General features: G+C 64.2%; 25 protein-coding genes. 9 read left to right on the top strand and 16 right to left on the bottom strand.

All coding sequences use genetic code 11. The features are described 5' to 3' along the window. Position 1 precedes the first annotated feature (1 nt). The 5 genes from FHS03_RS01940 (at position 2) to FHS03_RS01920 (ending at position 3,478) form a co-directional block, all read left to right on the top strand. Entirely contained in the window at positions 2-1,183 is a 1,182-nt protein-coding gene (locus tag FHS03_RS01940) for a penicillin-binding protein activator (protein WP_371871567.1), read from the top strand. Positions 1,184-1,195: 12 nt separating this feature from the next. Further along, positions 1,196-1,546 carry a YraN family protein gene (locus FHS03_RS01935; protein ID WP_183439324.1) on the top strand — a complete coding sequence of 117 codons (351 nt, stop codon included), beginning with the start codon at positions 1,196-1,198 and terminating at the stop codon, positions 1,544-1,546. Positions 1,547-1,604: 58 nt separating this feature from the next. Next, a complete protein-coding gene (locus FHS03_RS01930) occupies positions 1,605-2,201 on the top strand; it encodes a phosphoheptose isomerase (protein ID WP_050410573.1) in 597 nt (198 codons plus the stop codon). Continuing rightward, positions 2,194-2,859 (top strand): BON domain-containing protein, encoded by a 666-nt coding sequence (locus FHS03_RS01925; protein WP_183439323.1) that lies wholly within the window; start codon positions 2,194-2,196, stop codon positions 2,857-2,859. The genes FHS03_RS01930 and FHS03_RS01925 overlap by 8 nt, the downstream gene beginning before the upstream one ends. Positions 2,860-2,965: 106 nt before the next feature. Continuing rightward, positions 2,966-3,478 (top strand): peroxiredoxin family protein, encoded by a 513-nt coding sequence (locus FHS03_RS01920; RefSeq protein WP_183439322.1) that lies wholly within the window; start codon positions 2,966-2,968, stop codon positions 3,476-3,478. A 39-nt stretch (positions 3,479-3,517) separates the two neighbouring features. On the opposite strand, the gene FHS03_RS01915 is transcribed toward FHS03_RS01920, so the two are convergent. The 11 genes from FHS03_RS01915 to yfcF all read right to left on the bottom strand — a co-directional run bounded on the left by FHS03_RS01915 (position 3,518) and on the right by yfcF (position 13,739). Then, positions 3,518-4,798, bottom strand: a complete 1,281-nt coding sequence (locus tag FHS03_RS01915) for a DUF3034 family protein (RefSeq protein WP_183439321.1) — start codon at positions 4,796-4,798, stop codon at positions 3,518-3,520. 46 nt (positions 4,799-4,844) lie between these two features. Beyond that, a complete protein-coding gene (locus FHS03_RS01910; protein ID WP_183439320.1) occupies positions 4,845-5,252 on the bottom strand; it encodes a PaaI family thioesterase in 408 nt (135 codons plus the stop codon). Between the two features lie 37 nt (positions 5,253-5,289). Then, positions 5,290-5,775 (bottom strand): hypothetical protein, encoded by a 486-nt coding sequence (locus FHS03_RS01905; protein WP_183439319.1) that lies wholly within the window; start codon positions 5,773-5,775, stop codon positions 5,290-5,292. A gap of 115 nt (positions 5,776-5,890) precedes the next feature. Then, positions 5,891-6,553: a uracil-DNA glycosylase gene (locus FHS03_RS01900; protein WP_183439318.1), complete on the bottom strand. Its 663-nt coding sequence runs from the start codon at positions 6,551-6,553 to the stop codon at positions 5,891-5,893. Positions 6,554-6,567: 14 nt separating this feature from the next. Beyond that, complete coding sequence (lipA, locus tag FHS03_RS01895) at positions 6,568-7,554, bottom strand: lipoyl synthase (RefSeq protein WP_050410561.1); 987 nt, start codon at positions 7,552-7,554, stop codon at positions 6,568-6,570. A 38-nt stretch (positions 7,555-7,592) separates the two neighbouring features. Continuing rightward, positions 7,593-8,285, bottom strand: coding sequence for a lipoyl(octanoyl) transferase LipB (gene lipB / locus FHS03_RS01890; RefSeq protein WP_183439317.1), 693 nt, complete (start codon positions 8,283-8,285; stop codon positions 7,593-7,595). Positions 8,286-8,436: 151 nt separating this feature from the next. Beyond that, positions 8,437-10,659 carry a TonB-dependent receptor plug domain-containing protein gene (locus FHS03_RS01885; RefSeq protein WP_183439316.1) on the bottom strand — a complete coding sequence of 741 codons (2,223 nt, stop codon included), beginning with the start codon at positions 10,657-10,659 and terminating at the stop codon, positions 8,437-8,439. A gap of 162 nt (positions 10,660-10,821) precedes the next feature. Beyond that, positions 10,822-11,361: a response regulator transcription factor gene (locus tag FHS03_RS01880; protein ID WP_183439315.1), complete on the bottom strand. Its 540-nt coding sequence runs from the start codon at positions 11,359-11,361 to the stop codon at positions 10,822-10,824. Next, the gene (locus FHS03_RS01875; RefSeq protein ID WP_183439314.1) at positions 11,351-12,601 is read right to left on the bottom strand and encodes an ATP-binding protein; all 1,251 of its coding nucleotides are present in this window, start codon (positions 12,599-12,601) and stop codon (positions 11,351-11,353) included. The genes FHS03_RS01880 and FHS03_RS01875 overlap by 11 nt, the downstream gene beginning before the upstream one ends. A gap of 64 nt (positions 12,602-12,665) precedes the next feature. Next, positions 12,666-13,007, bottom strand: coding sequence for a helix-turn-helix domain-containing protein (locus tag FHS03_RS01870; protein ID WP_183439313.1), 342 nt, complete (start codon positions 13,005-13,007; stop codon positions 12,666-12,668). Positions 13,008-13,118: 111 nt separating this feature from the next. Further along, a complete protein-coding gene (gene yfcF, locus FHS03_RS01865; RefSeq protein ID WP_183439312.1) occupies positions 13,119-13,739 on the bottom strand; it encodes a glutathione transferase in 621 nt (206 codons plus the stop codon). A 105-nt stretch (positions 13,740-13,844) separates the two neighbouring features. Here yfcF and gcvA point away from each other — a divergent pair, with 105 nt between their 5' ends. After that, the gene (gene gcvA / locus FHS03_RS01860) at positions 13,845-14,750 is read left to right on the top strand and encodes a transcriptional regulator GcvA (protein ID WP_183439311.1); all 906 of its coding nucleotides are present in this window, start codon (positions 13,845-13,847) and stop codon (positions 14,748-14,750) included. Here gcvA and FHS03_RS01855 read toward each other — a convergent pair. The 4 genes from FHS03_RS01855 to FHS03_RS01840 all read right to left on the bottom strand — a co-directional run bounded on the left by FHS03_RS01855 (position 14,743) and on the right by FHS03_RS01840 (position 17,753). After that, positions 14,743-15,018, bottom strand: coding sequence for a DUF493 family protein (locus FHS03_RS01855; protein WP_050410549.1), 276 nt, complete (start codon positions 15,016-15,018; stop codon positions 14,743-14,745). The two genes, gcvA and FHS03_RS01855, sit on opposite strands and share 8 nt — an antisense overlap. 115 nt (positions 15,019-15,133) lie before the next feature. Continuing rightward, on the bottom strand, positions 15,134-15,895 hold the full coding sequence (locus FHS03_RS01850) for a hypothetical protein (protein WP_183439310.1): 762 nt from the start codon (positions 15,893-15,895) through the stop codon (positions 15,134-15,136). Between the two features lie 48 nt (positions 15,896-15,943). Continuing rightward, the gene (locus FHS03_RS01845) at positions 15,944-16,720 is read right to left on the bottom strand and encodes a DUF2491 family protein (protein ID WP_183439309.1); all 777 of its coding nucleotides are present in this window, start codon (positions 16,718-16,720) and stop codon (positions 15,944-15,946) included. A gap of 1 nt (position 16,721) precedes the next feature. Continuing rightward, positions 16,722-17,753 (bottom strand): hypothetical protein, encoded by a 1,032-nt coding sequence (locus FHS03_RS01840; protein ID WP_183439308.1) that lies wholly within the window; start codon positions 17,751-17,753, stop codon positions 16,722-16,724. A 99-nt stretch (positions 17,754-17,852) separates the two neighbouring features. Between FHS03_RS01840 and FHS03_RS01835 the strand changes: the two genes are divergently transcribed. Further along, positions 17,853-18,341, top strand: a complete 489-nt coding sequence (locus FHS03_RS01835) for a phage regulatory CII family protein (protein ID WP_183439307.1) — start codon at positions 17,853-17,855, stop codon at positions 18,339-18,341. 519 nt (positions 18,342-18,860) lie between these two features. On the opposite strand, the gene FHS03_RS01830 is transcribed toward FHS03_RS01835, so the two are convergent. After that, positions 18,861-19,505 (bottom strand): LysE family transporter, encoded by a 645-nt coding sequence (locus FHS03_RS01830; RefSeq protein ID WP_183439306.1) that lies wholly within the window; start codon positions 19,503-19,505, stop codon positions 18,861-18,863. A 137-nt stretch (positions 19,506-19,642) separates the two neighbouring features. On the opposite strand from FHS03_RS01830, the gene FHS03_RS01825 reads away from it, so the two are divergent. Further along, the gene (locus tag FHS03_RS01825; RefSeq protein WP_183439305.1) at positions 19,643-20,593 is read left to right on the top strand and encodes a DUF808 domain-containing protein; all 951 of its coding nucleotides are present in this window, start codon (positions 19,643-19,645) and stop codon (positions 20,591-20,593) included. A 248-nt stretch (positions 20,594-20,841) separates the two neighbouring features. Continuing rightward, complete coding sequence (locus FHS03_RS01820; protein WP_183439304.1) at positions 20,842-22,482, top strand: methyl-accepting chemotaxis protein; 1,641 nt, start codon at positions 20,842-20,844, stop codon at positions 22,480-22,482. The last annotated feature ends 7 nt before the right edge of the window (positions 22,483-22,489 follow it).

Here is a 22,489-nt window from a genome sequence, read left to right as displayed (position 1 = left end):
CGTGTCGGTGACAAGTCCACCGCCGAAACCGGCGCCCGCGCCACCGCCGGCCAAGGCCGAGGAGCCGCCGCCGCCGGCCCAGACTTACGCCGTCGCCATGCCCGGTGCGGCCAGCGAGGAGCGCGCGCCGCCGGCCGCCGCCCAGCCGAAGGCGGGCCAGCCGGTGCGCATCGCCCTGCTGCTGCCGCTGCGTTCCGAGGCCCTGGGCCAGGCCGCCGACGCCTTGCGCGCGGGCTTCCTGGCGGCGTGGGAGCGCGACCGCGACGGCTTCGTCGTCACCGTGGTGGAAACCGGCGATGCGGCGCAAGATGTCCTGTCCAGCTACGCCGCCAGCCTGGAACAGCAGGATATCGTGGTCGGCCCGCTGGCCCGTTCCGCCGTCACCGCCGTGGCGGGCAGCGCGCTGGTGAACAAGCCGACCATCGCGCTGAATCATCCGGATGGCCGCGGCGATACGGCGCTGCCCGAGAAGATGCTGGTCATGGGTCTGTCGATCGAGGACGAGGCGCGCCAGGCGGCGCGCTGGGCGGCGCAGGAGCATCCCGGCGCCACGGCCCTGATCCTGAGCGGCAACGCCGCTTGGCAACGCCGCATCGCCAGCGCTTTTTCCAGCCAGTGGCAGCGCCAGGGCCAAACCGCGCAGACGCAGGAAATGAGCGCCATCAACGGCTATCTGAGCGATCCGGAACTGGTGGCGCTGCGCGCGCGCCTGCAGACGGCCGGCCCCACCGTGCTGTTCGCAGCCCTCGACACCGACCAGGCGCGCCAATTGCGCGTGGCCCTGTCGGCGCCGCCGTTGGGCGAGATGCCGATCTACGGCACGTCCGCCCTGAATCCCGGCCGCAGCCGCCTGCTGCCCGGCCCTGAGCTGGATGGCGTGCGCCTGCTCGACCTGCCGTGGCAGCTGCAGCGCGACCATCCGGCGGTGATGGTCTATCCGCAGCCGATACCGCGCGACGATGCGCGCCTGAGCGCCGATATGGAGCGCCTGTACGCGCTCGGCATCGACGCCTTCCGCGTGGCGCGCGAGATCGCCCTGCGTCCGGGCGCCCGCTTCACGCTGGACGGCGTGACCGGCCAGCTCTCGGTCAGTTTCGGCCAGGGCGCGGCTTACTTCGAACGCAGCGAACTGCCGGCGGTGTACCGCAACGGCATTCCGGTGCCGCTGTCCACCCAGCCCTGAGCCGAAGAAGCCATGGCCCGCACCAGCCAGCAGCTGACGGGCCAGGCCAGCGAAGACGCGGCCCTGGAGCATCTGCTGGGCCAGGGCCTGCAGCTGGTCGAACGCAATTTCCGCTGCAAGGTGGGCGAGCTCGATCTGATCATGCGCGACGGCGCCGTCCTGGTCTTTGTCGAGGTGCGGCGGCGCGCCAGCAAGCGTTTCGGCGGGGCCGCCGCCAGCATTACGCCGGCCAAGCAGCGGCGCCTGATACGCGCCGCCCAGTTCTACCTGCTGCGCTATCAGCCGCTGCCGCCCTGCCGCTTCGACGTCATCGCCATCGATGGCGGACAACTGGTCTGGCTGCGCCACGTACTCGAAATGTAAGCATTTTTTACAGGGCTTGTCCGACCCACCCTACGCCTGCACTATAATCATGCACACTATGAATAATCAACGCATCCTCTCGCACTTCCACGAAAGTGCCGAAATCAAGATCCAGTCCGCCACCGCTCTCGCGCAGCCCATCGCGCAGGCGATCGAACTGATGTTCTCCGCTCTCTCGAACGGGAACAAGATCCTCGTCTGCGGCAATGGCGGTTCGGCTGCCGATGCCCAGCACTTCGCCGCCGAACTGGTAGGCCGCTTTGAGCGCGAACGCTTCCCGCTGCCGGCCATCGCGCTGACCACGGACACCTCGATCCTGACGGCGGTGGCGAACGATTACAGCTACCGCGAAATCTTCTCCAAGCAGGTGCAGGCCTTCGGCCAGGCCGGCGACATTCTGCTGGCGATTTCCACTTCGGGTAACTCGGGCAATGTGATGGCGGCCGTCGAGGCGGCGCTGGAGCGCGAGATGCGCGTGGTGGCCCTGACCGGCAAAGGCGGCGGCGCCATGGGCAAGATGCTGACCGACGCCGATGTGCATATCTGCGTGCCGGCGGAACGCACGGCGCGCATCCAGGAAGTCCACCTGGTAACCATCCACTGTATTTGCGACGGCATCGACGTCGCCCTGTTCGGAGGAGATGTGAATGAGTAAATCGCGGAGCCTGCATGCCCGTTTGGCGCGCCCTGTGGCGCTGGTCCTGATCGGCGGCGCGCTGCTGAGCACTTTGTCCGGCTGCGTGGGCCTGGTTGCGGCGGGCGCCGTGGCCGGTACCGTGGCCGCTTCCGACCGTCGCACCTTCGGCGCGCAGACCGAGGACAAGGCCATCGGCCTGAAAGCCGACGTGCGGCTGCCGAATGTGCTGGGCAATGCAGGCCACGTGAATGTCAACGCATTCAACCGCAAAGTACTGATCACCGGCGAAGTCGCCGACGAGGCGATGAAAGCCAGCGTCGAACGCGAAGTGAAGGCGATCGAGAACGTGGAATCGGTGGTCAACGAGCTGGAAATCGCCGGCCCGGCCAGCTTCACCTCGCGCTCGAACGACGCCCTGATCACCACCAAGGTCAAGGCCAGCCTGATCGACTCGCGCGATATCTCGGCCAACAGCTTTAAGATCGTGACCGAGCGCGGCGCCGTCTTCCTGATGGGCCGCGTGACCCAGCGCGAAGGCAATATCGCGGCTGAAATCGCGCGCGGCGTGAGCGGCGTGAGCAAGGTGGTGAAAGTCTTCGAGTACATCACCGAAGAGGAGTGGAAGCAGTACCAGCCCACGCCTCAACAACAGCAGCAACCGGCAGCGGCACGCTGATGCCGCCGCGGCGCCTGGAAGCCCTCCGGCTTTCAGGCTCGCTTCAGACAAGCGGGGCGCGGCCGGACTATAATGGCCGCATCCCGCGTCCAACCGCCTTCGCACCATGACAAGCTCCTCCAAAGCCTGGGTCAAACCCGCCATCGCCGCCGTCCTGCTGGCCGCCGCCGGCCTGGCCGCCTATTCCACCCTGAACAGCAAGAACAGCGCGCCCGCCGTGACCTTCGTCGGTATCAAGGGCGAGAAGATCACGCCCGAGAGCCTGCGCGGCAAGGTGGTGATGGTGAATTTCTGGGCGACGTCCTGCACCACCTGCGTGGCCGAGATGCCGCAGATGGTCGACACTTACAATAAGTACAAGGACAAAGGCCTGGAATTCGTGGCCGTCGCCATGAAATACGATGCGCCCAACTACGTGGTGAACTTCACCGAAACGCGCCAGCTGCCCTTCAAGGTGGCGCTGGACGTGACGGGCGAAGCGGCCAAGGCTTATGGCGATGTGGCGATGACGCCCACCACCTTCGTCATCGACAAGGACGGCAAGATCATCAAGCGCTATGTGGGTCAGCCGGAATTCCCGGCCCTGCATAAGCTGCTCGAAGAGCACCTCAAGGGATAAGACTAAGGACGCCGCGGCGTCCTTTTTTCATGCCCAGGCTCAGAAGCCGGCCTGCAGCGACAGATACCAGCCCTTCTGCTTCTTCTTGTTGAGCACCGTGATGTCGCCCAGGTGGGCATAGGCGGCCGTCAGCGACAGGTTCTTGTTGGGGAACCAGGCGATGAAGGCGTCGTAATACGCCTTCTCGTCGTCCAGCGTCAGATTGTGCGGCTTGCGGCGGTATTCGGCGCCCAGCGCCAGCTTGCGGTTCACCAGATAGGCCAGCGAGACTTCCGGCATCAGGCGCGTGCTGTCGTTGCGGTCGCCGCCGAAGCCGAGGATGCCCATCTGGTTGGCGCGCGTGGCGCGCAGGGTGCCGTTCAGGAGCAGGCTTTGCTCGAACAGGATCTTGGTGGCCGAGACATAGTAGTCGTAGCCGCTGTCGTCCTTCGCGCCAAGCTGGGTCACGTTACTGACGCCCAGCGCGCCCAGGCCGTCCACGCCCTTGTTCTTCTTGTACAGGATGCCGACGGCGATCTGCGGCAGCCAGCGGTCCTGCGCGTACACGGCGTCGCCCGCCACGCGCAGCTTGAGGCCGATGATGTCCTGCTTGATCCGCAACTGGTCGAGCGGCGCCAGCTCGCCCTTGAATTCCTGGCGCGCCAGCGAGATTTCCAGCCGGTCCGCGAGGCCGACCGCCACGCCATACGTGCCGAGCGAATAGTCCTGCGTTTTCACATGGGTATAGTGGACATTGCCGCCCCAACTGTCGCGCGTGCCGTAGCCGCTGATCAGCGCCCAGGGCGTGATGCCGCCGCCACCCGCGCCTTCCAGCTGGCTGACGCCGCCGGTGGCGAGGAAGTTGCCCATATCGGGGCGGGAGTGGGACAGCGCGGCGCCGCTGGTCACGATATCGCGCTGCATCGGCGCCAGCTTGGCAATCAGCTTATTGGCCACGCTGTTCGGCACATGATTGCGCTCCATGGCGATCTGCAAGTCTTCAGCCAGGGCGTTGAACTGGGCGTTGCTGATCTTCAGGTCAATGTGGACCGAAGCCATGTCCTTGCCCTTGTACTTGCCGGTGTATTTGCAGGGACCGCCGGATAATTCGCAGAACTGCTCGGCCAGGCGTTCGGCCAGCTGCTTCATATCGGTGTCTTCGAATGTGGCCTTGATGCGTTCATCGGCCAGGATCAGAGGGATGAAGGTATCGACTATCTTCCTGATGCCTTCCTGGCCGCCGAGGCCCCGATAAGTGGAGTCCTCGGCATACGGCGTTTGCGCGCAAGCCAGCGTGGTGGCGAGCAGCAGGCTGGCGCCCGCAAGGCGATGCAGAACCATGACCATCCTTTCTCCGGCGCGGCCGGGTGGATATTCAAGGCTCCTATTATTTCGGATACAAGATCATTTGTGTACAGCGGAACAAGGCAATCGTGCGGCCTGTCGCTTTATCGACCACAGTGGCGTCCCACACCTGGGTGGTGCGGCCCATATGCGCGGCGCGCGCCGTCACCGCCACCACGCCTTCACGCGCCGTGCCGAGGTGATTGGATTTCAGCTCGATCGTGGTGAAGTTGTTCGCGCCCTCGGGCAGATTGGTGTAGCAGGCGTAGCCGCAGGCCGTATCGGCCAGGGTCACGATGCTGCCCGCGTGCAGATAGCCGTTCGGCGCCAGGTGGTGCGGCGCGACGGTGAATTCGGCGCTCAGCTCATGCTTGCCGGTGCCGGTGACTTTGATGCCAAGGTGGTCGGGCAGCGTGCCCTTGCCGAAGTTGTTGAAGTAATCGAGTTCCATGCTGCCTTTCGCGGTGAAAAAATCAAACCAGGCCCGATCATAACCAGCTTTGCCGCCGTGGGTACTTGTATTCGTTGTAGCGCCGGGTCAGCTGCGGCAATGCCGCCACAACGGCGGGATCGGTGCTGGCACGCAGTTCGGCCAAGGTGCCCCACGCATGCAAACGCGGTTCGGCGCCGGTGTATACGAGTGCATAGGGCAGCTTGTCGTACTTCATGTTCTGGGTCGTCGTACAGCCGTTGGTGGAGCAGTTCGTGCTATGCCCAGTCACAGCCGCCCGCTCCACCCAGTCATACAGGCGGAACTGGTAGGGAGTACCGTTGACGTCGACGCTCATACTCCACAGGAGGCGGGTGCGGCCGAGAGCCTTGTCGATATCGGCAACTGACGCGCCCTTGCCGAGGGCGGCGATCTTATCGGGATCGTTGTGCCAGAGCGGTATATCGTTCATGAACGGGATACTGGCACAGCCGGACAGCGTGGCCACCAGGGCGACGCGCGCAAACGCAGACAGCAAACGCATACGAAACTCCTCGCTTGGACGGGAACACGGCGGCGTCTTGTACGCTGGCGCACGCCCGTCACCGGAAAAGTATTTATTATAAAGTTTCCACGTGGAAATTTTCTTCTTGCGCCGCTCAGGCCCAGGCGATGGGCGTTTTGCCCTTGGCTGCCAGGTAGCCGTTGGCGCGGGAAAAGGGTTTGCTGCCGAAGAAGCCGCGATGGGCTGACAGCGGCGAGGGATGGGGCGAGGTGATAATGTGGTGCTTGCGGGCGTCGATCAGGGCGCGCTTGGCGATGGCGTAGCTGCCCCACAGGATGAACACGAGGTTCTCGCGTTCGGACGAGAGGCGGCTGATGGCGCTGTCGGTGAAATTTTCCCAGCCACGCTTGGCATGCGAGCCGGCCTGGTGGGCGCGCACCGTGAGCACGGCGTTGAGCAGGAAGACGCCCTGCTGCGCCCAGTCCGAGAGGTCGGTGCTGCTGCGCGCCACGCCCAGGTCCGTGCCGATCTCCTGGAAGATGTTTTGCAGGCTGGGCTGGGGGCGGTTGCCGTCCGGGACGGAGAAGCAGAAGCCCATGGCGGCGCCGGGCGTGTGGTACGGATCCTGGCCGAGGATGACGACCTTCACCTCATCGAAAGGCGTCAGGTCGAAGGCGCGGAAGATGTTTTTGCCGGCCGGGCAGCACTGCCCGGCCGCATACTCGGCGCGCACGAAGGAAGTCAGGCTTTCCCAATAGGGCTTGCTGAATTCCTCCTGGAGCTGTTCCTTCCAGGAGGCCTCGATGCGCACCGTCATTGGCGCGGGTATCCTTAGCCGGCTGCCAGCACGTTATGCGCCTGCACGTCGGCGTGGTAGGAGCTGCGCACCATGGCGCCGACGGCGGCGTGGGCGAAGCCCATCTTGTACGCTTCGTCCTCGAACATCTTGAACACGTCCGGGTGCACGTAACGGCGCACCGGCAGGTGGCTGTTGGACGGCGCCAGGTACTGGCCGATGGTCAGCATGTCGATGTCGTGGGCGCGCATATCGCGCATCACTTCGAGGATTTCCTCGTCGGTTTCGCCCAGGCCGACCATCAGGCCGGACTTGGTCTTCACGTCCGGGTACAGGGCCTTGAAGTCCTTCAGCAGCTTGAGCGAATGCAGGTAGTCGGCGCCGGGACGGGCTTCCTTGTACAGGCGCGGCACGGTTTCCAGGTTGTGGTTCATCACGTCCGGCAGGCCGCTGGCGAAGATGTCCAGGGCTTTTTCCAGGCGGCCGCGGAAGTCGGGCACCAGTACTTCGATCTGGGTTTTCGGCGACAGGTCGCGCGTCTTGGTGATGCACTCGACGAAGTGGCCGGCGCCGCCGTCGCGCAGGTCGTCGCGGTCAACGGAGGTTATCACCACATAGCTCAGGCGCAGCTTGGCGATGGTGTTGGCCAGGTTGCCCGGCTCGTTCACGTCGAGCGGATCGGGGCGGCCGTGGCCCACGTCGCAGAAGGGGCAGCGGCGGGTGCACTTGTCGCCCATGATCATGAAGGTGGCGGTGCCTTTGCCGAAGCATTCGCCGATGTTCGGGCAGCTCGCCTCTTCGCACACGGTCACCAGCTTGTTCTCGCGCAGGATGTCCTTGATTTCGTAGAAGCGGCTGGAAACGGAGGCGCCTTTGACGCGAATCCACTCCGGCTTTTTCAGGCGCTCCACCTGCTCGATCGGCACGATCTTGATCGGGATGCGCGAGGTCTTGCTGGCGCCTTTTTGCTTTTCGCTGGGGTTGTAAGCTGGGGCTGGGCTGGAAGTGGTCTCGGTGGTCATAAGCTGCGTGGCCCAATGGGCCTAAGTAGTTGATTCGGTTAGTCCTGCGCGACGGGTTCGGGTTCAGGTACAGCGGCGCCCAGCAACTGGGTCAGTTCTTCGGCCAGCGCGTTCTGCACGTCGGCCAGGGGCGCCTCGACGCCCATGCTGCGCATGTCCACGGTTTCCAGACCGGCGTAGCCGCAGGGATTGATCCAGCCGAACGGCGCCAGATCTATGCCCACATTCAGCGACACCCCGTGGTAGGTGCAGCCGTTGCCGCGCACTTTCAATCCCAGCGCGGCGATCTTGGCGCCTTTTTTCGGGCCGCCGGCCATATAGATGCCGGGCGCGCCTTCAACGCGCTCGCCAGCGAGATTATACGCCGCCAGCACATTGATGATCGCCTGCTCGATTTTATGCACGAATTGGCGGGCATACAGCTTGCCTCCCGGCTTGTTGCGGCGCAGGTCCATTAGCAAATAGATCACGACCTGGCCCGGGCCATGGTAAGTCACCTCGCCGCCCCGGTCGGTCTGCACCACGGGAATGGCGCTGGCGCCGGCCAGCAGGTGGCCACGGTCGGCGCCCAGGCCCAAGGTGAACACCGGGGGATGTTCGACGATCCACAGCTCATCGGGCGTATCGGGCGTGCGCGCGTCGGTAAAGGCGCGCATGGCGGCGAAAATCGGCTCGTATTCGGCGTGTCCGAGATGGCGGATGAGCGCCGGTTCGGGTCGGATCGTGGACATTGAAGGGCTGGTCGGGTTGGCAAATGCCCCACCATTATAAGTCAGCTTGGCCGAGGCCTGCCGATTCGGCCCCGGCTGGGGGGCCGTCACTGCCCAAAAAACAGGCGCCCGCCCTGCCAGGACGGCAGGGCGGGCGCCTTTTGCTGCCAACTTAGAACTTGAGTTTGAGCGCCGCGTACAGCGAGCGCCCCATGCCCGGCACCGTGATGCCGTAAGGCGCGCCGCCGCCGTTCAGCGACATGGTCACACCCTGGCCGATATAGGCGCCGCCCAGGGGCTGCGAGTAGAACTTGTTGAACGCATTATCCAGGCCGATGTCGATGCGGTAAGCCTTGGCCTCATAGCTGGTGCGCAGATTGAGCAGGCCATAACCGCCGGTTTCCATCTCGTTGCGCACCTGGGACAGCTTGGACTTGGAGCGCACCAGCACTTCTTCCACGGTGGTGGTCCAATTGCCCATGCGGTGCTCCACGCTCAGGCGCGCATTGAGCGGCATGATGTTGTAGAGGTTATCGCCATCGGTGGTCTTGCCGCGCACATAGCTCAGCACGCCCTTGCCGGTGAAGCTGCCGAAGCCCTCGATCTTGCCCAGCTTGGCCGAACCGGACAGGTCGAAGCCATACAGCTTGGCGTCGCGGTTCACCACTTTCAGGTAATTGAAGCGGTTCGGGCTGCACTTCGTCAGGCAGGCCGCGTCGATGTAGTTGTTGACGCGGGTGAAGTAGGGTGCGACTTTCAGATCCCACTGCTTGCCGGCGCCGTCGTGCAGGTCCATGGAAAGGCTCAGGGTATGCGCCACTTCCGGCTTCAGGTTGATATCGCCGACATAGCCATTGCCGTCATTGATCCAGTTATTCATGGTCATGCCCATGCCATTGGTGGACCAGGTATAGCGCTCGTACAGGCTGGGCGAACGCGCTTTGCGCGAGATGCCGCCTTCGAAGCTCTGGTTGGCGTTGGCGGTGTAGCGGGCCAGGGCCGTCAGGTTGTAGTTGTTGTCGGTCTTTTTGCGGTCGGCCGCGTTGAAGCGGGCCGCGTCGTTGCCGTAACCCATGGGCATGGTGTTATAGCCCTGCACATTGCCGGCATTCATGCTGACGCGGTCGGCGCGCAAGCCAATCAGCGAGGTCCATTTCGAGGTCCACTCGCGTTCCCATTCGCCGTAGAGGTCGAAGCGGTCGCGCTTGCCGTTATTGATGTTCATGAAGGTGTTGGGCGACATCATCATGGAATTCGCCACGGGCGGCCACCAGTCGTCGAGGCGGTAGCGCTGCAGTTCGCCGCCCACGCGCAGCTGGTCGATCGGACTCAGTGCGATATCGGCCTTGACCGACACGCCATTGTTCTTGCCCTTGGTTTCCATCGGCATGCCGGCCACATTGCGCGCAGCGCCGTACCAGAACAGTTTGTCGTTCGAGAAGTCCATCTGGTGGCGGGTTTTTTCCTGGTACAGGCGCGTCACCAAAGTGCCCCAGTCGAACTGGCCGGTGTAGACGAAGTTCAGCTGGGTGCTGCGGTTCTTCGTCATGTCCATATGCTGGTTGGGGAAGCCCTGGTAAGGCATGTCCTGGAAACCGGCCTTGAATTCGAACAAGTGCTGGCCGCTGCGCATGGCCAGGTTGAGGGCGTGGTTTTCCGTTTTGTAGCTGGAGGACGCCACTTCATCGCCGGCGATCCAGTGATCGCCGATCTTGGTGGCGACGGCGTTGACGCCCGGCTTGAAGTCGCGCGCCGCTTCGTAATTGTCCGAACGCGCGGTGGAACCGTTATAGCTGAAGCTCAGGTTCTCGCTGGCGATGGTGGCGGCGGCCTGCACGCCACGGGCATGGCCGTTGGAGCGGTAGAAGGTGCCCAGTTCGCCCGTGGTCAGCAAGCCTTCGCCCGCTTTGGCGAAGCGCGGATTCTGCGAGGCGACCACGATGGCGCCGCCGATGCTGTCGCCGCCCAGGCTGACCGGAATCAGGCTGGTGTAGACCTTGATATTGCCCACATTCGCAGGGTCGATATAGGACAGGGGTGGATTCATGTGGTTGGCGCAGGCCGAGATCAGGTCCATGCCGTCGATCTTGATGCGGTTGCGGTCGTCGGCCAGGCCGTGGATCACAGGCAGGCTGGAGACGGCGCCGCCGGCGGCCAGGGACATGCCGGGCACGTCGCTGAGCAGCTGGGCGGTATCGTTGAGCGCGGAGCGCTTGCCGGCCATCTGCTCGGCGTCCAGGCTGCCGGCGGTCACCGGCACGGGAACGAATTTGGATGCGGTGACCAGCACGGTCGGCATCTGCTGGGCTTCGTCGGCGTAGGCGGCTGGTGCGGTTCCCGAAATCAGCGCGGCGACAGCCAGGGCCATGGCGCTAGGACGGACTGGATATTGCATGAAATTCCCCTTGTAGTATTGCTTGGCACTTAACTTATTTCTAATTTGCAATACGAATTATGGGGAGGTCGCTAGCAGTTGGGAATGCGACCAATTGTCGCACTTTGCCTGCGGCAAGGCCGTTTTGCGCGTCAGGGGCAGCGCGTCGCTTGCGCTAAGCCCTTATTTTGCAACGGGTTTTTTCCCGAGCTTGCGTTGCAGGGTGCGCCGGTGCATGTTCAGGGCGCGCGCCGTCGAAGAGATATTTCCTTGATTTTCGATAAGAATTCGCTGGATGTGTTCCCATTCCAGCCGCTCGACCGTCATCGGTATCAACTGCTCCGGCTCGGGCAATTCGGGGCTGTCCTCCACCTCGAACTGCAGGGCGGCCAGGATGGAGTCGACATTGGCTGGCTTCGCCAGGTAGTCGTCGGCGCCGAGCTTGATGGCGTGCACCGTGGTGGCGATGCTGGCGTAGCCGGTCAGCACCAGCAGTCGCGCCTGCGGCAAGGCCTGGCGCAGCGGCGCGATCCATTGCAGGCCCGAATCGCTGGCCAAGTGCAGGTCGATGGTGGCGTAGTCGAAGACCGTTTGGGCGGCGGCCTGCAGCGCCGCTTCGCCGCTGTGGGCGACCGTGACGTCGAGGCCGCGCCGGCCCAGCGAGCGCGCCAGGGTGGCGGCAAAGACTTCGTTATCGTCGAGGATGAGGAGTTTAGGCTTCATGCAGCGGGATGGTGACGGTGGCCGTGGTGCCGGTGCCGGGGGTGGAAGTGAGGTCGATGCGGCCGCCGATCTGGCTGGCGGTGGCGAAGGCCAGCATGAGGCCGATGCCCTGGCCGCCCGAGGTGCTCTTGACCGGTTCGCCGCCCAGCCGCTTCAGCAACTCGCGCGCAATGCCGGGGCCGTGGTCTTCGATGCGGATCCAGGCGTTGGCGCCGGCCACGCTCAGTGTAATGGCCAGTTCGGTATCGGCGCGGCTGGCGGCGAAGGCCGCGTTGTCGAGCAGGATGAGCAAGATCTGCGCCAGATCCTGGGCGTTGCCGATGCGCGCCGCGCTGGGCGGCAGCGCCAGCTTGAGCTTGGTCGCGGGGCAACGCAGCCGCCATTTTTCGATGAACTGGGCCAGCCAGTCGGCCACCGGCACCACCGCGCCCGGCGCCGTGGCGCCCAGGCGCTGCAGCGATGCCTTGCACAGCGCAATCTGGGTTTCGATGGTGGCGATGTCGGCGCGGTAGGCGGCGAAGGCGGCGTCCCGCGCAAAATCGTGTTTGAGGTCGTCGGCAATCAGGGCGATGGTCGAGAGCGGCGTGCCCATTTCGTGCGCGGCGCTGGCGGCCTGGGTGCCGAGCGCGATCATCTGCGCGCTTTTCAGGTGCTGCTCGCGCGCCAGCGCCAGCTGGGCGTCGCGCTCGCGCAGGGTGCGCGAGCGGCGTCCGACAAACCAGGTGATCAGGCCGGCCGACAGCGCGAAATTGATCCACATGCCAACCAGGTGGTAGTTCATGGCCATGTGGTGGTCCATCACATGCAGCGGCACATAGTGGGTGATCATGGCCGAGTAGGCGGCCAGCGCGGCGATGGCGAGCACCAGGGCCAGGGCCAGCGGCAGGATGGCAGCGGCCACGGCCAGCGCCGGCAGGTAGAGCGAGACGAAGGGATTGGTGGCGCCGCCCGTCAGGTACAGCAGGGCCGACAGGGCCAGCACGTCGACCAGCAACTGGTAAAACAGGCCGAGTTCGCCCACCGGCCGCGGATTCTGCATGCGCCACCAGGACCACATATTGAAGCTGGCCAGCAGGGCCATGACGACGAGCGCGGCTTCGATCGGCAGGAAGACGTCGAGCCAGAGCGCCGCCGCCAGCACGCCGCAGGTTTCGAACGACAACGCGATGGCGCGCATCCAGACCAGGCGGCCCAGCGCTTCGTGCTGGGGCAGGGAGCGGAAAATGGCGGGTAGTTGCATGCGGCAATTATGCCACCCTAGAAGGCAGATTTACTTGCCAGTGGTCAGTATTCTTGACAACAATTCAAGCAGCAATCGCAGCAGCACGAGCTTTTACGGCATGGAGAGATCGCTTAAATGCTTTCAGATCCTTCGTTGCGAAAAGCTGATTTCGCCCTACCTCATTGGAGGATTTGATCTTCCCTTGAGCAACATATCGGCGGAATGTCGAAATCGATACGTCCAGATATTCCGCCGCTTCCATCGCGGTAAACTCGTCTTCAGCCAAATGGCCAAATACCTGCTCATGAGAAAAATTTTGCCCTTGAACACTTGATTCGGCCAGCAATGCAAAAAATTTTGCACGCTCGGGAATGGCTAGCTGCGTGAAACTTTCATAGACAGCTTCTGCGGTAACTTGGCTCATATAGCCCTCACGATTTCAGGTACTTCTTCAAGACTCATATGATGTCACGAACGCCTGCAACGCGCTTCAGCGCAAGCCCGGAGCGGCTGCATCCGGGATGGACGCAACTGCTCAGCGGTTGATGCGCTTCAGCCATTCCTGCACGGAATCGCGCTGCCATTGGCGGGCCACGTAATCCTTGAGCTTTTGCGGCACCGGATCGCCGTTCATGACCAGGCGGCTGAGCATGACGGCCAGATCGGTGTCCGCAATGCTCCAGTCTTCGAACAGGTGGCTTCCCTGTATCCAGCGCTCGGCGGCGGCCAGCAGGCGCTCGGCGTCCTCTTGCGCGGCGGCGGACAGGGGCCGCTCGGCGCGCTGGTAGAACACGGTATGGGTGCTGCGCTCGGTGCGCAGGGCCGCCAGGTCGCTGCGCAGCCAGGCCTGGATCTGGCGCGCGACGGCGCGGTCCTGCGGCGCGGTCGGGTAGAGGGCGCGCTGGGCCGGGGCGGGGAAGATTTGATCTAGATACTCGCTGATGGCGCTCGATTCGGTCAGGGCGAAGCCGTCATGCACCAGGCAGGGCACGCGGCCGGTGATGGCCTGGCTGCGGTAGGCCGGGTTCTTGTTGGCGGCGGCGTCGAGATCGAGGGTTTCCAGCTCGAAGGACAGGCCTTTTTCCTTCAGGGCGACAAAAACGGATAGGGCGTAAGGGCTGGTGAACGCACTGTCGGCATACAGTTTGAGGCTCATGGCGGCTCCGGTTGTTGAATTCTATTCACATGCTACGGGCTTGCAGCACGGGCCGCATAACGATATATTTTCTTTATCGTTGTTAGTTTCCCTCACATAGCCGCCATGTCCGACCTGCGCCGCCTGCCCAATCTGTCCGCCCTGCGCGCCTTCGAGGCGGCGGCCCGCCACGAGAATTTTTCGCGCGCGGCGGAAGAATTGCACCTGACCCATGGCGCGATCAGCCATCAGGTGCGCGGCCTGGAAAACGACCTCGGCCTGGCCCTGTTCGCGCGCAAGGGACGGCAGGTGAAGGTGACGCCGGAAGGCCGGCGCTTCGCGCTGACGGTGGGCCGCGCCCTGGGCGAGATCGCGGCGGCGGCCGAGGCGCTGCGGCCGGGGCGGAATTGCCAGCGCCTGACGATTTCCTCGATTCCCTCGTTCGCGGCGCGCTGGCTGGCGCCGCGCCTGGGCCGCTTTATCGAGCGGCATCCCGAGGTGGAGGTGGTGCTGCAGGCCAGCAGCACCCTGCAGGATCTGCATCTGGAAGGCATCGACGTCGGCATCCGCTTCGGCCGCGGCCAGTATCCGGGCTTGCTGTCGGAACGCCTGATGGGCGATATCTATTACCCGGTAGTGAGTCCCCGCTATCGTGGCGGCGACCTGCCCGCCACGCCGGCGGCATTGGCCCAGGCCACGCTGCTGCGTTCGAACGAACCCTGGCTGCCCTGGTTCCGCGCGGCCGGGCTGCACCTGGCCGAGCCGGCCGGCGGCGTGATGTTCGAGGATTTATCGATGCTGATCCGTTCCGCCGTGGATGGGGACGGGGTGGCGCTGGTGCGCCATGTGGTGGCGATGCAGGAGCTGGCGTCCGGGCAGTTGCGGCGGCTGTTCGAGCTCGCCACGCCCAGCCCGGACGATTATTACTTCGTGACGCCGCCCGGCGCGGCGGCCAAGCCGCAGGTGCAAGCTTTCCGTGCCTGGCTGCTGGCCGAGATCGCGCAATTCGCGCCGCAGCTGCGGCTTACATGACGATTTTCACCATCGGGTGGCCGGACAGCTCGGTGTACAGGGCGTCCAGCTGCTCGCGGCTGGTGGCGCGCACGGTCACGGTCAGGCCGGTGAAATTGCCCTTGGCCGAAGGCCGGGTTTCCATCTTGCCTTCGTGGAAGCTGGGGTCGTGCTTGAGCACCACGGCCAGGATGGTGGCCGCAAATTCCTCATGCGTCGGTCCCATCACCTTGATCGGGAAGTCGCTCGGGTATTCGATGAGGGACTCGGACGGGGGGATCGCTGCCATAAAATTTCCAATCGTTTAACAAATAAAAAGAAGCGGCACGCGTTTGCGCGCCGCTTCCTATTTTAGCCAAATTCCGCGCATGGCTCCGGTTTCCGGCCGGAACCATGCAGCGGACTTAGGCTGCCGCCGCTTTGCTCGACAGGCGTTTCAGACGATCCAGCGCCGATTCGCTGGCCGGCTGGTTCACCGATTTGCGGATGGCGTCGATTTCGGCCGCCTGGTCGTAAGGACGCTGACCGATGTCGGAAACGATCTTCATGCCTTCGGCCTCGTTGCTGATCTGCTGGGCGCGGCGGGTCAGCGCGTTCAGGGCGCTGGTGTTGCCGCGCATGCCCGACAGGCTGGCCAGCTCGCTCTGGCGCTCGGCGCGCACTTCCTGCAGCTCGCGCTGGGCCTTGGCCGTGGCCAGGGCTTGCATGGCTTTCTTGGCGGCGGCGTCGAAATCGGCCAGCTGCTGCGACAGGGCGTCGACGATTTTCTGCAGCTCGCTCATGTATTCCTGGGCGTCGGCCTCTTCGCGCAGCTCTTGCGGCAGGCGCGCCTTGTTCGCTTCCAGCTCATCGCAGAACAGGTTGATGGTCGCTTCGGAAATCTGGCCGGCCGCCAGGCGCTCAGCCAGGGTTTCGGTGGCTTTCTCGTCGGTGGCGATCAGTTCGCGCAGCTTGACCACGTCCTCGCGCTCCTTATTGAAGGCGGAACGGGCCGACGCCAGCTTTTGCGCGGCATTGCGCAGGGTGTCGGCCAGGCGGTCGCGGTCGGCTTCGGTGGCCGTTTCCGGATCAAAACTGGCGATAGCTTCGGCAAAACGGTCGCCCAGGGCGCCAAAGTGCTTGGAAATCAGGCGCGCGGTCAAGCCCCAGCCATTCGAATTGCTCATGTCATCTTTCCTTTCGTTGATTTGAATTACTACACCACACCGGTGTCATCACTGGATGACGAGCCGTTCCTGCTCCACCGGTATCCCGACCACGAAGTCGACGTGGATACCGCGTTTCCCTGCGCCGTTCACGCTCTGGAGAATCTCCGTCGTGATCAGCAGATATTCCTTGCCGCCATCGTTCAGGCTGCGCGCATAGGGCATGAAGTACAGCTCCTGGCGCAAGCCCTGCATGCCGCCCGCGTCGTCGATGCGCGTTTCCGTGCCGGTGAACGGCGGCACGAAGTCGCCGCTGCCGACATCGCGCTGGTATTCCGCGCCCTCGTTCGCGCCGAAGGCGGCGTCCAGCACGCTGGCGGCATAGCCTTGTTCGGCCAGCTGTTCGCGCCACAGCGTGTAGCTGGGGTCGCCCAGGCCGTAGCCCTGGCTGCCCGTGTACGCGTCCTGGTCCTCTTCCGTTTCCGGGATCACGCGCGCCAGCTGGGTGCAGTACAGGACTTCGGCCACCTCGCCCTGCTCGTTCTGGTAGAGCTGGAGGAAGCGCTCCTGCGCATCGTCATCGCCCTTGGCCAGGTAATAGCGGTACAGCTTGCCCGACAGGTTCAGCTTGAGCTGGGAGATGGCGACGATGCGCGGGCCGCCCTCGTCCGGCAGCGCCAGCAGGGAGCCGGCGGCACTGGCGCGGATCAGCGGCGACTGCTGCACATTCACCAGGCTGCCGATGCGGGCGCCCAGCGGCAGATCCCCGTCTTCGCGCTGCTCCTCGCCCACGCCGCGCTTGGCGGCGCCAGCGCGCAGGTAGCCGAGTGCATCTTTCCAGCCCATATCAATTCCTTTCAAACGAATAGTTAGCCTTGCGTTCGGCTTGGCCGCGCAGGCGTTTGACGCCAAAGTAAATCAGCCAGCCCAGCGTGCCCAGCACCACCAGCCAGAGGAAGGTGCGCAGTACCGCGCCGCCGAAGGAGGATTCCTTGACCGGCGCCTGGGCCGCCGCTTCCATCGCGCTGCCGCCGCTGCTGCTGCCGCCGACTTCGCTGCCCTGGCTGTGATTGCCGCTGGCGCCGTTATGGCCGCCGCCATGGTTATTCATCGAGCGGCCCAGCATATACCCGCCCAGGCCGTACAACAGGCTGTTGTCCTTCTGCTGCGGCGCCGCGACCGGCGGCGGTGGCGCGGGCTGGCCGTACTGGCCCTGGTTGTACTGGCCACCGCCATTGCCTTGCCCGGAGTTGGCCTGGCGCGCCATCACCGGATCATGCAGGGGCGGCAGGGCATCGCCATGGGTGGCGGCGGCACCGGCCGCGCCGCCGATGGCCGCACCGGCCAGACCGGCGCCGGCCGCCTTGCGCGCGTCGAGGCTGCGCAGGGCGCGGTCCTCGGCCGTGCGCTGGCCCAGGTCGCGCGACAGGGCGGAGCCGCTGCGCGAACCGGCGCTGCCGCCGTTCTGCGCGCCCTCGTCACCGCTGCGGCGGCCGAAGGAGCCGAAACTGGACTGGCGGCTCGGCGCCTCGGCCGCGCTGTCGTTGGCGGCGCGGCTGCCGATACTGCCGTAGCCGGACGGGCGGCTGGGCGCCTCGGCCGGGTTGTCGCGCGCCGGGCGGCCGCCAAAGCTGCCGAAACCCGATTTGCGCGCCGGCTCGGCGTCGGCACTGCGGCTGCCACTGCCGCTGAAGGAACCATAGCTGGAGCGACGGCTCGAATAATCCGGCGCGGCCTTGGAGGGCGCGCTCCTTGATGGGCCGCTCTTTTGCGACGAAAATCCGCTTTTATACGAGGAGCTGGGCCGCGCATCGGCCGCGCCCATGCTGGCCAGCGGCAGCAGCAGGGCGGCGATGAGGGCGGTGCGGAATAACTTCATCTTGGCTTCCCGGAAAAATGGTTAAATTGCTAGTTGAATGAAAGACAGCATACTGTCCAGCCCAAGTCATTGCAACGGTAAAAAAGGATCAGCTTCACCATGACTCGCAAGTATCTCGCTATGAACCAGCACGACGCCCTGTACACCGTGGCGCGCGGCTACCCCGGCGGCATCGACGCCCTGGCCCAGGCCATGGACATCTCGGTCAATGTGCTGCGCAATAAGCTGGCGCCGACGATCGCCTCGCATTACCCCTCGTTCGAGGAGGTTTCGGCCATCGTCGAGCTATGCCACCAGGCCGGCGTGGCCGACGCCATGCGGCCGCTGCACGCGCTGCTGACGCGGCACGGCATGGCGGCCTTCGTCGTGCCGCTGCCCGAGCAGGTCAGCAAGGACGATCTGTCGCAGACGGTGTGCAAGGTGATGAGCCAGGTCGGCGCGGTGGCCGAGGCGGTGTCCAGCGCCCTGCTAGACGGCAAGGTATCGGTGGCCGAAGCCGATCTGATCGAAAAAGAATTCCATGGCGCCCTGTCGGCCTTGGGCGAATGGCGCGAGCGTATCCGCCAGCGCGCGCGGGAGGTGGAATAGGCGTCGGAATAAAAAAAACCAGCCCCAAGGGGCTGGTAAAAACTATTCTCGTTCGTGCGGAATGAAAATAGTCGGGACAAAACCGGGTCGGAAAACAAAAACGCAAAAGCAGGCGGTGCGGACATTAAAGTCCTGTCGTCGGCACTGTTTTGCATATTCCACTGTCGGCACTCTACGGAGTATTGCAGAGCGAAACCACGGTATTGTGACAGACTGTTCAATTCGGCGCTTGAAAGACAAAAAAAGGCGGATGAACTGCAATATCTCCGCCGCGGGAGGCGGGGTTTACGCCGCCAGGGCCAGGGCCGAGGCGGTGATGAAGGCCACCAGTAATATGAAGTGAAGAAATTTACGTTGCATGAAGTGTCTCCTTGTATAGCCATATATTAAACGCCGGAAGCGCCACGCATGGCGACCAGCGTTACAGTTTTTTTCATATCCCGCGGAGTTCTGTTTTATTTATTCCGCAAGATAAGGCGCGCTTTTTTGCGCCGCCTGGCTACAGTATGCGCCTTTTCCTCAAGCGTGGTTGCCGCGTTTAACAAAGAACAGGGCGGCGCCGACCGCCATCAGCAAACCGCCGAATACGCGGTTTTGTTTTTTCACGGCGCCCGCGTCGCGGAAAAAGCGCTGCATGGACGAGGCCAGGAAGGCGTAGCCGTGCATCACGATGCAGTCGATGGTGACCATGGTGGCGGCCAGGATCAGCAGCTGGGGCAGCACGGGCCGGCCCTGGGTGATGAACTGAGGCAGCACGGCCACCATGAAGATGATGCCCTTGGGATTGGTGGCATTGGTCAGGAAGCCGGTCATGAAGCGGCGCCGCAGCGAGGGCGTTTGCGGCCGTCCGGACGCCGCATCCACGCCGAGGCCGGCGGCCGTCTTGGCGCGCCACTGGCACAGGCCCAGATAGATCAGGTAAAGCGCGCCCACGGTCTTGACCACGCTGAAGGCGAACTCCGAGGCCAGCAGCAGGGAACCGACACCCGCGCCGGCAATGCCGATCAGCAGCAGCAGGCCGGCGATCAAGCCCATGATGGTGGCGCTGGCCTTGCGCACGCCGTAGGACAGGCCATGCGACATCGACAACACCGCGCCGGACCCGGGCGAGACGGAGATGATGCAGGCGGCAATGACAAAAGTGATCCAGGCGGCGAAACTCATCGTGGCTCCCAACTTAAATATTTCATTCTAGCGCTTGGCGGCGGTATTCGCCGATCTTGGTCTGGGGTAAGATTGCTCTTTGAATCAGCTTTCTTATTTTCTATGTCTATGCGCACCACCTTCCAGGGAGGCCACTGATGGCCGGAACCAGCCTGCTGGCACTGATCGACGATATCGCCACCATCCTCGACGACGTCGGCGCCATGAGCAAAGTGGCGGCGCAGAAGACCGCCGGCGTGCTGGGCGACGACCTGGCGCTGAACGCGCAGCAGGTGTCCGGCGTGCAGGCCGAGCGCGAGCTGCCCGTGGTGTGGGCGGTGGCCGTCGGCTCGATGAAGAACAAGGCCATCCTGGTGCCGGCCGCGCTGGCCATCAGCGCCTTCGCGCCCTGGGCCATCATCCCGCTGCTGATGCTGGGCGGCGCTTACCTGTGCTTCGAAGGCTTCGAAAAGATCGCCCATAAATTCCTGCACAGCGCCGAGGAGGACGCCGCGCACCACGCCGAGCTGGCGGCCGCCGTGGCCGATCCGGCCGTCGACCTGGTGGCGCTGGAAAAAGACAAGATCAAGGGCGCCATCCGCACCGACTTCATCCTGTCGGCCGAAATCATCGTGATCGCGCTGGGCACCGTGGCCGAAGCCACTTTCGCCCAGCAGGTGACGGTGCTGGCCGGCATCGCCGTCGTGATGACGGTGGGCGTGTACGGCATCGTGGCCGGCATCGTCAAAATGGATGACGCCGGTCTCTACCTGAGCCAGCGCGCCGGCGCGGCCGCGGCCGGCGTGCGCGCCTTCGGCCGCTTTCTGCTGGCGGCGGCGCCGGTGCTGATGAAATTGCTGTCCGTGGTCGGCACCGCCGCCATGTTCATGGTCGGCGGCGGCATCCTGACCCACGGCCTGCCGGCCGCCCACCATGCCATCGAGCATGCCGGCGAGCTGGCCCACGGCGTGGCCGGCATCGGCCCCGTGCTGGGCGCGCTGACGCCGAGCGTCTTGAATGGCGTGGCCGGGGTGGTGGCCGGCGCCATCGTGCTGGCCCTGGTGACCGTGGCCGGCAAGCTGTGGGGCGCAGTGCGCGGCCGCGGCTGATACCAAACGGGCGCGCCCATCCGCAGCGCGCGCCTCCAGGGGGCTGTAGAGACCAGCCTCCTGCCTTCACGGCATGGTGTTCCGCTTATTGCATTATTCGCAATAAGGCAAGACCGGCTTTGCCGAAATTCCCTTAATTTTGATCTACATCAATAAAACTAATGGCCCAACTGCGTAAACTTTGACCTGTAACTTGCGATAAAGCAAGAATGGAGACAAAAGCCAGTGGCTCGGAGGAGAGTATTCAAATGCGCAACAACCTGCCCGTAACGAATCAAGAAGTGGAACTGTCGGAAGATCAGGCCATCGTCTCCAAAACGGATCTGGACGGTAACATCGTCTATGTGAACCCCTACTTCATGCAAGTGAGCGGCTTTTCGGAAGAAGAGCTGATCGGTTCACCACAGAATATCGTGCGCCACCCCGATATGCCGCCGGAGGCCTTCGCCGACCTGTGGCGTTCCATCAAAGCCGGCACGCCCTGGACCGGCCTGGTCAAGAACCGCTGCAAAAATGGCGACTTCTACTGGGTCAAAGCCAATATCACCCCGATCAAGGAAAACGGCCGCACCATCGGTTATATGTCGGTGCGCACCCGGCCCGAGCGCGAGCAGATCGCCAGCGCCGCCGCCGCCTACCGCGCCATCCGCCAGAACGGCGCCCATGGCATCACCATCAAGAACGGCCAGATCATCCGCTCCGGCATAGGCAATCTGTTGTCGCGCCTGAGCCATGTTTCGCTCGGCATGCGCATCTGGTTCTCGACCAGCGTGGTCAACACCCTGTTGATGATCGTCTGCGCGGCCAGCCTGTTCGGCGACGGCTCCTCGTCCTGGATCCGCTACGGCATCTTCGGCGCCACCTTCATCGGCCTGCTGATCAACGTCTTCCTGTGGTGGACGCTGCGCGTGGGCGTGCTGCAGCCGCTGGGCCGCGCCCTGGACGGCGCGCGCCAGATCGCGGCGGGCGACCTGTCCGGCAGCTTCGACACCGACAGCACCGACGAGGTGGGCCAGCTGCTGCGCGCCCTGCAGCAGATGAACAGCAATCTGATCGCCACCATCCGCGATGTGCGGGTGAACGTGGAAACCATGGCCGTGGCCACACGCCAGATCGCCGCCGGCAATAACGATCTGTCGGGCCGCACCGAGGCGCAGGCCGCCAGCCTGGAGAAAACCGCGTCGAGCATCGACGAGTTCTCGTCCACCGTCAAAGCCAACGCCGACAACTCGCTGCAGGCCAACGACCTGGCGCAAGCGGCCTCGAACGTGGCGGAACAGGGCGGCGAGATCGTTTCCGACGTGATCGCCACCATGGACGAGATCAACAGCTCGTCGAAGAAGATTGTCGACATCATCGGCCTGATCGAGGGCATCGCCTTCCAGACCAATATCCTGGCGCTCAACGCGGCGGTGGAAGCGGCGCGCGCCGGCGAACAAGGCCGCGGCTTCGCCGTGGTGGCCGGCGAGGTGCGCAACCTGGCGCAGCGTTCCTCGGTGGCGGCGAAAGACATCAAGAACCTGATCAGCATCTCGGTCGGCAAAGTCAGCGACGGCATGGAACGCGCCCAGCGCGCCGGCGCCACCATGGAACAGGTGGTGAACTCGGTCAAGCAGGTGACGGCCATCATGAGCGAAATCTCGGTCGCCTCGCGCGAGCAAAGCATCGGCGTCGACCAGGTGAACCAGGCCATCGCCCATATGGACCAGGTGACGCAGCAGAACGCCGCCCTGGTCGAGCAAGCCGCCGCCGCCGCCAACAGCCTGGCCGAGGAAGCCAGCAGCGTGTCGCAAGCCGTCAGCCTGTTCAAGTTCGGCAAGCCCGTGGGTGCCGCGCGCCGCGGCAGCGCCGCCCGCCCCGCGGCCAGTCCCAAACGCCTGGCCGCCTGACACCTTA

Source organism: Pseudoduganella violacea (assembly GCF_014191875.1).
Taxonomy (GTDB): Bacteria; Pseudomonadota; Gammaproteobacteria; order Burkholderiales; family Burkholderiaceae_D; genus Rugamonas; species Rugamonas violacea_A.
This window is presented reverse-complemented; position numbering and strand designations above follow the sequence as displayed.